The sequence below is a fragment of the Xanthomonas sp. 10-10 genome (genome assembly GCF_040182365.1).
In the GTDB taxonomy this organism is placed as follows: domain Bacteria; phylum Pseudomonadota; class Gammaproteobacteria; order Xanthomonadales; family Xanthomonadaceae; genus Xanthomonas; species Xanthomonas arboricola_F.
Map to the genome: position 1 here is coordinate 2938019 of NZ_CP144460.1, position 11859 is coordinate 2949877.

The 11859-nt window shown below is 65.6% G+C and carries 7 protein-coding genes; 3 read left to right on the forward strand and 4 right to left on the reverse strand.

All coding sequences use genetic code 11. The annotated features are described in order from the left end of the window. Positions 1-18 precede the first annotated feature (18 nt). Together VZ068_RS12410 and VZ068_RS12415 are read left to right on the forward strand one after the other, a co-directional pair. Positions 19-1011 (forward strand): HD domain-containing phosphohydrolase, encoded by a 993-nt coding sequence (locus tag VZ068_RS12410; protein ID WP_259150746.1) that lies wholly within the window; start codon positions 19-21, stop codon positions 1009-1011. A 552-nt stretch (positions 1012-1563) separates the two neighbouring features. Then, positions 1564-3000: a DHA2 family efflux MFS transporter permease subunit gene (locus VZ068_RS12415; RefSeq protein ID WP_259160817.1), complete on the forward strand. Its 1437-nt coding sequence runs from the start codon at positions 1564-1566 to the stop codon at positions 2998-3000. A gap of 185 nt (positions 3001-3185) precedes the next feature. On the opposite strand, the gene VZ068_RS12420 is transcribed toward VZ068_RS12415, so the two are convergent. The 3 genes from VZ068_RS12420 to VZ068_RS12430 form a co-directional block, all read right to left on the reverse strand. After that, on the reverse strand, positions 3186-3608 hold the full coding sequence (locus VZ068_RS12420) for a hypothetical protein (RefSeq protein WP_349655477.1): 423 nt from the start codon (positions 3606-3608) through the stop codon (positions 3186-3188). Continuing rightward, on the reverse strand, positions 3605-4591 hold the full coding sequence (locus VZ068_RS12425; RefSeq protein ID WP_349655478.1) for an MDR family oxidoreductase: 987 nt from the start codon (positions 4589-4591) through the stop codon (positions 3605-3607). Before VZ068_RS12425 ends, VZ068_RS12420 begins: the two co-directional genes overlap by 4 nt. Positions 4592-4980: 389 nt before the next feature. Beyond that, complete coding sequence (locus VZ068_RS12430; protein WP_259160819.1) at positions 4981-5556, reverse strand: TetR/AcrR family transcriptional regulator; 576 nt, start codon at positions 5554-5556, stop codon at positions 4981-4983. 198 nt (positions 5557-5754) lie between these two features. On the opposite strand from VZ068_RS12430, the gene VZ068_RS12435 reads away from it, so the two are divergent. Beyond that, complete coding sequence (locus VZ068_RS12435; protein ID WP_259160820.1) at positions 5755-6543, forward strand: SDR family oxidoreductase; 789 nt, start codon at positions 5755-5757, stop codon at positions 6541-6543. Positions 6544-6762: 219 nt separating this feature from the next. On the opposite strand, the gene VZ068_RS12440 is transcribed toward VZ068_RS12435, so the two are convergent. After that, a complete protein-coding gene (locus VZ068_RS12440) occupies positions 6763-11772 on the reverse strand; it encodes an NAD-glutamate dehydrogenase domain-containing protein (protein ID WP_349655479.1) in 5010 nt (1669 codons plus the stop codon). Between the last annotated feature and the right edge of the window lie 87 nt (positions 11773-11859).

Genomic DNA, 11859 nt, shown 5'->3' on the forward strand with positions numbered 1-11859 from the left:
CGTCGGCAAGGACTTCCCATGCCGTCCCGTCCCCTGCTGTGTGTCGACGACGAATCCAGCAACCTGGCGACCCTGCGCCAGCTGTTGCGTGACGACTTCCCGCTGGTGTTCGCCAAGACCGGCGGCGAAGCGCTGGATGCGGTGGCGCGGCATGCGCCTGCGTTGATCCTGCTGGACGTCGAGCTACCGGACATGGATGGCTACGCGGTGGCACGCACGCTCAAACAACATCCCTCCAGCAATGCCATCCCGATCCTGTTCGTGACCTCGCGCAACAGCGAACACGACGAGCGTGCCGGGCTGGACGCCGGCGCGGCCGATTACGTCAGCAAGCCATACTCGCCGGCCCTGCTCAAGGCACGCATCAACACCCAGCTCAGGCTGGCCGAAAACGCGCGCCTGGCACAGCAATACCGCGATGCGATCCATCTGCTGGGCACTGCAGGCCAGGGTCAGGACGCTGACACCGGCGCGCATATCTGGCGCATGGCGGTGTATGCACGCGTGCTGGCCGAAGCCGCCGGCTGGTCGCCGCAACAGGCGCAGACACTGCAGGATGCCGCGCCGCTGCACGACGCCGGCAAGATCGCCGTGCCCGGCAGCATCCTGCACAAGCCTGACGCACTGGACGAACACGAACGCTCGGTGGTGCGGCAGCACCCGCAGGCCGGGCACGACCTGCTGCGGCACGGCCGTGGACCGGTTTTCCAGCTAGCCGCCGAAATCGCGCTGCATCACCACGAATGCTGGGACGGCAGCGGCTACCCCAGCGGCCTGGCCGGCGAGGCAATTCCGGAATCGGCCCGCATCATCGCAGTGGCCGATGTCTTCGACGCACTGTGCGGACGGCGCGCATACAAGGCGCCGTGGACGGTAGAAGACGCAATGCGCAAGCTCGAAAGCATGTCGGGCAAGCAACTGGAACCGCGCCTGGTGCAGCACTTCCGCAATGCCCTGCCACGCATCCTGGAGATCAAGGACGCCTGGGACAGCCGGAGCGCGCAGCGCTGATCCAGCGCTTCAAGCTGCATATTGCGTGGTACGTAGTACTTGCTGCTTGGTACTTGCTGCTTGTTACATGGTGCAAGATGCTGGGCGGTGAGTGCTCGCGAGCGAGCCACGATCGGCATGCACATCACTTCCCTTCTCCCACGGGAGAAGGTGGCGCGTAGCGCCGGATGAGGGTACGACTCAACCATCGTCCCCCTCGTCCCCCGACATCGCCCTCACGCAATACGGTCGCTTCGCCGTACACGCTGCCGCACGACGAACGCTGGCAGCTCCATTTCGGCTGAGAACAGGACCATGGCGACAAAGAGCCAGCGATCCAGCGCGCTTCATCAAGCCCTTGAAGACCGACCCACCGTGCCTACGCCACCCAGCGGCTCGCCCGCCAGCCAGCGTGCAACCGCGCTCTCAAACGCACGCAGCGTTGCCGACACGCGCTTGAACCGCGCGCCACACCGGCGGACAATGCATATGTTGCGCCGCACAACACCGTGCGACGCGGGCCGATCCAGCGCTGTCAGGTGCCGTGGACACGGCCCGGCAACCGAGAGTCCGATGTCTTCCAGCGTGTCCGAGGCCGGCGTGACGCCGCCGCGTTATCCCGATTACCGCATCATTTCGCTGATCCTGGCGTGCGCCATCTTCATGGAGCAGATGGACGCCACGGTGCTGGCGACCGCGCTGCCGACGCTGGCGCGCGACTTCGGCGTGGCCGCGCCGGCGATGAGCATCGCCATGACCAGCTATCTGCTGGCGCTGGCGGTGCTGATCCCGGCCAGCGGCGCCATCGCCGACCGCTTCGGCCTGCGCCGCGTGTTCGGCGCCTCGATCTGGGTGTTCGTGGGTGGCTCGATCCTGTGTTCGCTGGCCGACAGCCTGCCCACCATGGTGGCCGCACGCGTGCTGCAAGGCGCCGGCGGCGCGATGATGGCCCCGCTGGGACGGCTGATCCTGCTGCGCACCGTGGAGCGCCGCCATCTGGTGTCGGCGATGGCATGGACGCTCGTCCCCGCCTTCATCGGCCCGATGCTGGGCCCGCCGCTGGGCGGCTTTTTCGTGTCGTATCTGGATTGGCGCTGGATCTTCTACATCAACGTGCCGATCGGCATTGCCGGCTTTTTGCTGGTACGCCGTTTCATCCCGGAAATTCCCACCGAAACCGCGCCGGCACGTTTCGACCTGCGTGGTTTCGTGCTGTGCGGCACGGCGCTGGGCTGCCTGCTGTTCGGCCTGGAAATGGTCAGCCAGCAGGACGGCATCGGCATGGCAAGCTGGTTGCTGGCCATCGGCGCCGCCGCGTCCGTGGGTTATCTGTGGCATGCGCGTCACCACCCGGCGCCGCTGCTGGATCTGACCCTGCTGCGCATCGACTCGTTCCGGCTGTCGGTGATCGGCGGTGCGCTGATGCGCATCACCCAGGGGGCGCACCCGTTCCTGCTGCCGTTGCTGTTCCAGATCAGCTTCGGGTTCAGCGCCGCACACAGCGGGCGGCTGATTCTGGCCACCGCACTCGGCGCGTTGCTGATGCGCAGCGTCACTCCGCAATTGCTGCGCCGCTTCGGCTACCGCAACAGCCTGATCGGCAACGGCATCCTCGCCAGCCTGGGCTACATGGTGTGTGCGCTGTTCCGGCCCGACTGGCCGCCGGCGCTGATGTTCGGCCTGCTGCTGTGCTGCGGCGCCTTCATGTCGTTCCAGTTCGCCGCCTACAACACCATCGCCTACGAAAACGTGCCCGGCGCGCGCATGAGCCGCGCAAGCAGCCTGTACACCACCTTGCAGCAACTGATGCTGTCGGTGGGCGTGTGCGCCGGCGCGATGATCCTCAAGCTGGCGATGCTGGCCGGCGATCACACCCAACCGGCGCAACGCGATTTTTCGCTCGCGTTCTGCGTGGTCAGCCTGATTTCGCTCAGCGCCACCTGGTGGCATGTGCGCTTCGACAAGAACGCCGGGCAGGAAATGAGCGGACACCGCGCTTCGCGTGGCTGACACAGCTGTTGCGTAAACGGTGGGCTGCGGTGCGGTCAGCCGGCCTTCGCGCGTCCTCCGCAGCTGCTGCACTCCGCCAGCATCCTGGATTGCCGGGTGCCCAGCACCGTGGGTCAGCCACCCATGGCACCTGCGCATGCCCATCGATTGCATGACGGTACCCACCGGGTGCCGTCATGCCTCGATCAACGCGCGTGGTTGGCGCGTCGCTGCACCGCTTCGGCACGCGTCACCAGCAAAAACGCCAGCGGAAACGCGATTTCGATGGCAACCGCCGGGAAGATACCGGCGTTGACATGCCCGGCCGCCCATTCCGACACGCCCAACACTGCCAGCAACAGGCACGCGGTGGCAAAGCCGGCAATCACCGCGCTGCGCCCCGGCGATGGCGGCGCAGCGCGCACCAGCAACAGCATCACGCCGATGGCCGCATACATCGGCGCGGCGCGTCGGCCGACCACGCCCAGCGCATCGCTGTCGAAGGCGACGCCCCAGTTGGCGAGCATGCTTGCAGGCGCCAGCAGCCAGGCCGCGCCCAATGCAAAAAACAACAGTGCCGACAGCGTGGCCAGGTAGCGGAATGCACGCGATGCAGTTGGCGCGCTCATGCGTTCACATCCACGACCGTGCGCCCCTTCACCTTGCCGTCCAGCAGCTGGGCGGCAGTCTGCGCCACCTCCGCCAGAGCGATGGTCGTGGTGGTCAATGCCAGCTTGCCCAGCTCCAGGTCGTGCGCCAGACGCGACCACGCCTGCAGGCGTACCGCCTGCGGCGCGTTGACCGAATCGATGCCGGCCAGCGTGACGTTGCGCAGGATGAAAGGCAGCACCGAGGCGGGCAATTGAACGCCTTGTGCCATGCCGAACGAGGTCACCACGCCGCGGTACTGCGTCTGCGCAAGCGCATTGGCCAGCGTGTGGCTGCCCACCCCATCCACCACGCCTGCCCAGCGCTCCTTGCTGATCGGCGCGCCGGGTTCGGACAGAGTGCTGCGGTCGATGACCTCGGCAGCGCCCAGGCTGTGCAGATATGCGGCCTGTTCCGGCCGGCCGGTGGAAGCGACCACGCGATACCCCAACCCTGCCAGCAAGGCGATGGCCACCGAACCGGCGCCTCCATTTGCGCCGGTGACCAGGATGTCGCCGCGTTCGGGCGTCAGCCCGCCGTGCTCCAGCGCCATCACCGCCAGCATGGCGGTATAGCCGGCCGTGCCGATCGCCATCGCATCGTGGGTGGAGAACGCCGCTGGAATCTTGATCAGCCAGTCGCCGGGCAGCCGCGCCTTTTGCGCATAGCCGCCGTGATGGGTCTGGCTCAGGCCCCAACCATTGACCAGTACCCGGTCTCCCGTCGCAATCCCGGGGTAGCTGGACGCGTCGACCACACCGGCAAGATCGATACCGGGAATCAGCGGAAAGCGGCGAATGATCGGGCCACGTCCGGTGATCGCCAAGGCATCCTTGTAGTTGACGGTCGAGTACTCGACGGCGATCGTCACCTCGCCTGGCATGAGGTCGTCGTCGTCGAACTGCACGCGCTTGGTCACGACGATGTCGTTGGTTTGCGTGGCGAGCAATGCAGTGAAGGTCATTGTCTTCTCCTGTCTGGATGAACGCCGCCGATCACGGCGCCCCTGATAGCGGTGAGTGACCGGTTGGCGTCGCGCTGCGGCTGAGTGAGATGGCTGAGCGGTGCGGAATCCAGCGGCGATTGCGGTGCAAGGCTTCTTGAGTTGTTGCGGCAGCAGGCGTGCCCGCGTCGGCCTGAAATGGACGGTGTCGATCGCCTGCAACGCTTGCCAGGGTCGTTTGCGTGTTTGCAGGTTCGCGATGCAGCGGCGGCGCGCCAGGCAGATGACGCTCCCGAGGGATCTGCACGAACGCTCTCGCGTTACGTGGCGTGTCAGGCATGTGTGTATTGCTCAAACGCTCCTTACCGGCCAAACCCGCGATACGCGGCGCGCTGATGGATCGCTCTCGGCTAGTTGGACGGTTGCAACGACGACAGCACCCGGTCGCGGCACACCGCAATGATTTCGTCGGCCAGTGGCGAATCGTCCGGGCACGACCGCGACAGCACGATGGCGCCGATGGCGTGCGCCATCATGTCCAGGTTGCTGGCGCGCTCCTGCGTCGCCTCGGCAGTGCCGGGCGCAGCGCCGCTGCGGTCGAGCGCAGCCAACAGGTTTTCGACCCCCACAGCAAACGCTTCGCGCACTTCCTGTGGCTGACGTGCGGCGTCGGCGCCCAGCGCAGCCATCGTGCAACCGGTGGCAGGGCTATCGCGATGCCCGCGCGACAGATAGAAGTTCACGAAATCGGGCTTGTCCACGTGCTCGGACTGCGCGGCGATGTTGGCCAGACCGCAGGCGGCCGACTCGGCCATCAGATCCGCCTTGGAGCGGAACTGCTTGTAGAACCCACCGTGGGTGAACCCGGCAGCGGCCATCAAGTCGGCGATGCCGATCCCTTCATAACCGCGCTCGCGAAACAGCAACGAGGCTGTTTCGACGACGTGCGCGCGATTGGCCTGCGCCTGTGCCTTGGTCACTTTCATCGTTGGACCCTCCGTGGGGTGTTCGGGCTGGGGAGAGCTCCAGCATACTTTGATGTCACCTATCATCAAAGCATTGACATTTTAGATTTTGGTCGTAATCTTTGATGCGCTTCTTCCACGCGTTGCCACGGCGCCACGTTCGGCCATTCGATCCCACGCCATGGGCAACCTGCCCCTGGCCAACCGCAAGGAACTTCCATGCCCACACTTCCCGCTGTCCTCATCACTGGCGCCTCCACCGGTATCGGTGCGGTCTATGCCGAGCGCTTCGCCCAACGCGGCCACAACCTCGTGCTGGTCGCTCGCGACAAGCAGCGCCTGGACACCCTGGCAGCGCGCCTGCGCGACAGCCACCGCGTCAGCGTCGATGTGCTGCAGGCCGACCTGACCCAGCCCGCCGACCTGACTGCCGTGGAAACCCGCCTGCGCGACGATGCGCTGATCGGGATCCTGGTCAACAACGCCGGCATCGCGCAATCGGGCGGCATCGTGCAGCAGGACGCTACGGCGATCGATCGCCTGATCGCACTCAACATCACCGCGTTGACACGCCTTTCCGCCGCCGTTGCGCCGCGCTTTGCGCAATCCGGCAGCGGCGCCATCGTCAACCTCGGATCGGTCGTGGGGCTGGCGCCCGAATTCGGCATGAGCGTCTATGGCGCCACCAAGGCCTTCGTGCTGTTCCTGTCGCAGGGCCTGCACGTGGAGCTTGGAGCCAAGGGCGTGTACGTACAGGCTGTCCTGCCGGCCGGCACCCGCACCGAGATCTGGGAGCGCGCCGGTATCGACATCAACACGCTCAGCGACTTGATGGACGTTGGCGAACTGGTCGATGCCGCGCTGGTCGGCTTCGATCGCCGCGAACTGGTCACCATTCCGCCGTTGCACGTGGCCGAACGCTGGGACGCACTGGATGGCGCGCGCCAGGGGTTGTTGTCGGACATCCGGCAGGCCAATGCCGCAGAGCGTTATCAACCGGCGGCCTGAGCGACTTTGACGCAGCGCCGGTCTCGATGGCCAGCGCTGCGCGCCTGCGGCATCGGCCATGCACGCGCAGCGCTGCACGACTCATGACCCGCACCAGTCCGCATGCAATGACGCAAAAGGCCGCCCTCGGGCGGCCTTTTGCGTCACAGGCAACAACATCATGCTGACCGACAACGCGACGGTAGAGCGAGCGCTCCACCGTCGCGTCGCGGCACGCAATCACACCCCGTGCGCGGCCAACTGGCCCAGCCGCTGCACCGCCACCGAGACGGTCGGATAGTCCAGCGTCTTCTGCTCGGCCACGTCGGCGAGCATGGCCAGGGTGAAGCGCAGGCTAGAATCGTCGCGCGCCAGCCAGTTGGCCACCTTGTCCTCGGCACTGCTGCCGGACATGGTCAGCACCTGGCCCACCAGCGCACGCTGATGCGCGGCCAGTTCGTCGCGCAGCACGCCACGTGCCACTGCATGCCAGCGGCCGTTGACCTCGAGCGCGTCGATCTGCTCGAACAACCACGGCAGCCGCAGCGCATCGCCCAGGCGGAAATGCACCTTGGACACTTCCACCGGCTTGAGCTTGCGGGTGCGCGCGGTCTCGATGATGTCGAAGGCCGGTTCCAGATAACGCAACTCGCACAGTTGCTGCGCCAGTTGCGGCGGCAGGCCCTTGTCCTGCCACTCCCTCACGCTGCCTTCGTACTGCGGACGCTGCGCATCCGACAACACGCCCGAGGCCACGCGGATATCGTTGAACGGGCCGTGATAACGCTCCACCGCCGCAGTGATGCCCGGCATCTGGCCCGGACGCAGCAACAACCAACGCACGAACGAGCGTTGCAGGCGCCAGATCACTTCCAGTGCATCGATCTGCACCGACTCGGGCACCTTGCCGTCCAGCGCATCGATCTGCGTCCACAGCGCGCGCGCATCCAGCGTTTCGCGGCTGATGGTGTAGGCCTTGGCGACCTCGCCGATGCTGCGACCGGTGTCTTCCTGCATGCGCATCAGGAAGGTGGCGCCCATGCGGTTGATGGTGGTGTTGGTGACCGCAGTGGCGATGATCTCGCGCTTGAGGCGATGGCGCTCCATCGCATCGGCGTACTTCTTCTGCAGCGGCTGCGGGAAGTAGCGCTGCAATTCCTTGGACAGGTACGGGTCTTCGGGAATATCCGATTCCAGCAGCTGCTGGAACGCCACCAGCTTGGAGTACGACAACAGCACCGACAGCTCCGGCCGGGTCAGGCCCTGCCCGCGCGCCTTGCGTGCGGAGAGTTCGGCATCGGACGGCAGGAACTCGATCTGGCGGTCCAGCAGGCCCTGCAGCTCCAGCGTGCGGATGAAGTGCTGCTTGGAACCCAGGCGCTTGACGCTCATGCGCTCCATCAGGCTGATCGCCTGGTTCTGGCGGTAGTTGTCCCACAGCACCAGATCGGCCACTTCGTCGGTCATCGATGCGAGCAGTGTGTTGCGCGCGTCGTAGGTGAGCTTCTTGGCCTGCACCATGTCGTTGAGCAGGATCTTGATGTTCACCTCGTGATCGGAGGTGTCCACGCCGGCCGAGTTGTCGATGAAGTCGGTATTGAGCAACACGCCGGTCTGCGCCGCTTCGATGCGGCCGAGCTGGGTCAGGCCCAGGTTGCCGCCCTCGCCCACCACCTTGCAGCGCAATTCGCCGCCATTGACGCGCAGGCCGTTGTTGGCGCGGTCGCCCACATCGGCGTGCGACTCGCTGGACGCCTTGACATAGGTGCCGATGCCGCCGTTCCAGAACAGGTCCACCGGCGCCTTGAGGATGGCATTCATCAGCTCGTTGGGCGAAAGCTGCTTGACGTTGGACTCCAGCCCAAGCGCCTCGCGTACCGGCGCGCTGATGTCGATCGACTTGAGCGTACGCGGATAGATGCCGCCGCCGGCGCTGATCAGCCTGGCATCGTAATCGGCCCAGCTGGAACGCGGCAGCTTGAACAGGCGCTCGCGCTCGGCGAACGAGGCAGCCGCATCCGGCGACGGGTCGAGGAAGATATGCCGGTGATCGAACGCGGCCAGCAGGCGGATATGCCTTGAAAGCAGCATGCCGTTGCCGAACACGTCGCCGGACATGTCGCCGATGCCGACGACGCTGAAATCCTGGCTCTGGCAATCGCGGCCCATCGCGCGGAAATGGCGCTTGACCGATTCCCACGCGCCGCGCGCGGTGATGCCCATGCCCTTGTGGTCGTAGCCCACCGAGCCGCCGGAGGCGAACGCATCGCCGAGCCAGAAGCCATGATCCAGCGCCAGCCCGTTGGCGATGTCGGAGAACGTGGCGGTGCCCTTGTCGGCGGCAACCACCAGATACGGGTCGTCCTGGTCATGGCGCACCACCTGCGGCGGCGGCACGAGCTTGCCGCCGACGATGTTGTCGGTGATGTCGAGCAGGCCCTGGATGAACAGCTTGTAGCAGGCGATGCCTTCGGCCTGGATCGCATCGCGGTCGCCACCCACCGGCGAGCGCTTGACGTAGAAACCGCCCTTGGCGCCGACCGGCACGATGACCGTGTTCTTGACCATCTGCGCCTTGACCAGGCCCAGCACCTCGGTGCGGAAATCCTCGCGTCGGTCCGACCAGCGCAGGCCGCCACGCGCGACCGCTCCAAAGCGCAGGTGCACACCTTCCACGCGCGGGCCGTAGACGAAAATCTCGCGGTACGGGCGCGGCTTGGGCAGGTCCGGCACCAGTGCCGAATCCAGCTTGAAGCTGATGCAATGGCCGTGCTTGCCGTATTTGTCGGTCTGGTAATAGTTGGTGCGCAAGGTCGCATCGATCACGTCGATGAAGCTGCGCAGGATGCGGTCTTCGTCCAGGCTGGACACGCGGTCCATCAACTTGAGCAAGGTGGCGCGGGTGGCCTCCTGCTGCGCGGCGCGGTCGCTGCCGCGTGCTTCCAGCACCGGCTCCAGTGCCTTGAGCGTGGCTTCGTCGCTGCCTGCCAGTGCGGACAATTCTTCGCGCAGGCGCTCCTGGCCGGCGAAGATCTGCGCCTTGGTTTCCGAGCCGGTGGACGGGTCGAAGCGCGCTTCGAACAGCTCCACCAGCAGGCGTGCCAGCAGCGGATAGCGGGTGAACGTGGCTTCCACATAGGCCTGCGAGAACGGTACTGCGGTCTGCAGCAGGTACTTGCAGTAACCGCGCAGCAGCGCGACCTGGCGCCAGTGCAGGCCGGCGGCCAGGATCAGACGGTTGAAGCCGTCGTTTTCGGCGTCGCCATTCCAGATCCGCTCGAACGCTTCGCCGAAGCTGGCATCGGCGCTTGCTGCATTGATCTTGCCGGCGGTCGATTCGACCTCGAAATCCTGGATATACACCGGCGTCTCGCCTACCTGCAGCCGATACGGCCGCTCGGAGATCACGCGCAAGCCCATGTTTTCCATCATCGGCATCGCATCGGACAACGGGATGTCGTCGAGCTGGCGATACAGCTTCAAACGCAGGCCTTCGCCGGCATCCAGCCGCATACCGTCATCGCGGCGGATTTCCTGCAGGCTCAGATGCAGATCGTCCGGGCCATCCAGGGTTGCCAGATGTTCGACGTCGGACACCGCCGATTCGATCGAGGAGTCTTCGATATAGCCGGCCGGCAACGCACGGCCGAAATTGGCCGCCATGCGCAGGCCGTTGGCTTCGCCATGCCGCGCCACCAGCGCCTCGCGCAAGGCGTCGCGCCAGTTGCGCAGCAGATGCGCCAGCCGCGATTCGAGCTCGGTGGTATTGAATTCCAGCGCTTCGCCGCTCTTGGGCCGCACGATCAAATGCAGCTGCGCCAGCGGCGACTCGCCCAGCACCACCGACGAGTCGATGTATTCGCCGTGCAACGCATCTTTCAACAAGGCTTCGATGCGCAGACGCACATCGGTGTTGAAACGCTCGCGTGGGATGTACACCAGCGCCGAGATGAAGCGGCTGTACTTGTCGCGGCGCAGGAACATGCGGCTGCGCACGCGCTCCTGCAGGCCGAGAATGCCGATCGCGGTGCGATACAGCTCTTCCTCGTTGGACTGGAACAGCTCCTCGCGCGGCAGCGTCTCAAGGATGTGCCGCAGCGCCTTGCCGCTGTGGCTGCTCGGGGTCAGCCCGGACTTGCTCATCACATATTCGTGGCGCTGCCGCACCAGTGGAATTTCCCACGGGCGGCGGTTGTAGGCGCTGGAGGTGAACAGGCCCAGGAAACGCTGCTCGCCGACGATGCGGCCCTTGGCGTCGAATTCCAGGATGCCGATGTAATCCATGTAGCCAACACGGTGCACGCGCGAGCGCGCATTGGTCTTGGTCAGGATCAACGCGTCCTTGAGCTTGGACGAGGCGTTCAGGCCGTGTGCCGCCAGCGTGGTGACCGGGCGTGCCGGCGAGGTGTCGTGGCCGCGCATCAGGCCCAGGCCGGTTTCTTCCACCGGTGCCAGCACGTCCTGGCCATCCTGCTTTTCCACGCGGTATTCGCGGTAGCCGAAGAAGGTGAAATGGTCGGCAGCGGCCCAGCGCAGGAACTCCTGCGCTTCGTGACGGCTGATGTCGTCGATCGGCAGGCGGCGGGTGGCCAGGTCGTCGGCCAGCATCACCATCTTTTCGCGCATCGATGCCCAGTCGTGCACGATGGCGCGCACTTCGCCCAGCACCTTGCGCACCGCCGCTTCCACCTTGGCCATCTCATCGGCGGGCTGACGGTCGATCTCCAGCACCATCAGCGACTCGCTCTTGCCCTCGCCCACGGCGGTCAGCTTGCCGGCCTTGTCGCGCGCGATGCGCAGCACCGGATGGCCGAGCACATGCACGCCGATGCCCAGGTCCGACAAGGTCATGCTCACCGAATCCACCAGGAACGGCATGTCGTCGTTGACGATCTGCAGCAGCGTGTGCGGCGACTCGTAGCCGTGGCTCTTCAGGGTGGGGTTGAACACCCGTACATTGACCGTACCGGCCTTGCGCACGCGCGCAAATTCCAGCATGTCGGCCGCCAGCGCCGCCCACTGCTCCGGCGGATGGTTCGGGAACTCGTCCTCTTCCATCCGCCGGTAGAAGTCGGCGGCGAACGCCTGCACTTCGGCCTGGCGGGCGGCCGGGTAGCGCTTGCGCAACGCGGCAAACACCGGCTCCAGGGTGACCGCCTGCGGTTCGGTGGCGAGCACGGGGACGGCACGTTCGGCGACCGGTTTGACCGACGTCGTGGACGATTTCGAAGCGGCTTTCTTGGCTGTCATGAGAGAGCTGGGATGCTCGGTGGAAAACCTGAATTGTACCGATGCACCGTGACAACGCCTTGCTGCATAGCGCAAATGCCGAGCCTC

What these genes read in the sequence shown, in the direction of transcription:
- VZ068_RS12410 (WP_259150746.1), top strand. Translation starts at nt 19, where the DNA reads ATGCCGTCCCGTCCCCTGCTGTGTGTCGACGACGAATCCAGCAACCTG.
- VZ068_RS12415 (WP_259160817.1), top strand. Translation starts at nt 1,564, where the DNA reads ATGTCTTCCAGCGTGTCCGAGGCCGGCGTGACGCCGCCGCGTTATCCC.
- VZ068_RS12420 (WP_349655477.1), bottom strand. Translation starts at nt 3,608, where the DNA reads ATGAGCGCGCCAACTGCATCGCGTGCATTCCGCTACCTGGCCACGCTG.
- VZ068_RS12425 (WP_349655478.1), bottom strand. Translation starts at nt 4,591, where the DNA reads ATGACCTTCACTGCATTGCTCGCCACGCAAACCAACGACATCGTCGTG.
- VZ068_RS12430 (WP_259160819.1), bottom strand. Translation starts at nt 5,556, where the DNA reads ATGAAAGTGACCAAGGCACAGGCGCAGGCCAATCGCGCGCACGTCGTC.
- VZ068_RS12435 (WP_259160820.1), top strand. Translation starts at nt 5,755, where the DNA reads ATGCCCACACTTCCCGCTGTCCTCATCACTGGCGCCTCCACCGGTATC.
- VZ068_RS12440 (WP_349655479.1), bottom strand. Translation starts at nt 11,772, where the DNA reads ATGACAGCCAAGAAAGCCGCTTCGAAATCGTCCACGACGTCGGTCAAA.